General features: G+C 74.2%; 1 protein-coding gene. It reads right to left on the reverse strand.

Annotation, left to right across the window (positions count from 1 at the left end):
- On the reverse strand, positions 1-528 hold a 528-nt coding region (locus tag NL1_RS36035; RefSeq protein ID WP_156095230.1), incomplete at both ends, for a hypothetical protein.

Here is a 528-nt window from a genome sequence, read left to right on the forward strand (position 1 = left end):
GGCGTCGACCGAGGCCGCGTCGCTCAGCGCGGCCGAGACCAGTCCGCCGAGATCGCCGCCGCGCACGCTGGCGCCTTCGCGGGTGCCGAGCGAGACCTCGGCGGTGACGTGGTTGGCCCAGCCGTCGCCGAGTTCCCACACCTTCTTGACGCGCTCGGCGATCGCGGCGGGCCGCTTGCCGGACGGGCCGAACACCTTGCGCAGGTGATCGCCGATCGAGTCGGAGAGCACCGAGCCGAACGGCTTGTAGGTGCGCGCCAGCCGCTCCACGGTGGCCGAGAGCGCGCCCATGTCGGCGTCGGCCGCGCCGTCGATGGCGCCGAGCGAGAGCTCCGAGCCGAGGTCGACGAGCAGCTGGTTGCGCCGCGAGGAGACGCCGTCGCAGAGGCCCTCGATGGTGTCCACCGGGCCGATCTGGTCCAGCCGCAGCTTGGTCCACAGGGCGATGAGCACCCGGGTGGCGTCGGCGGCGGTGAAGGCGATGTCGTCGGGGCGGGGTCCGCCCGAGCTCGCGACCGGTGCCGGGGC

The sequence above is a fragment of the Nocardia lijiangensis NBRC 108240 genome, from assembly GCF_001613045.1.
GTDB classification, from domain to species: Bacteria; Actinomycetota; Actinomycetes; order Mycobacteriales; family Mycobacteriaceae; genus Nocardia; species Nocardia lijiangensis.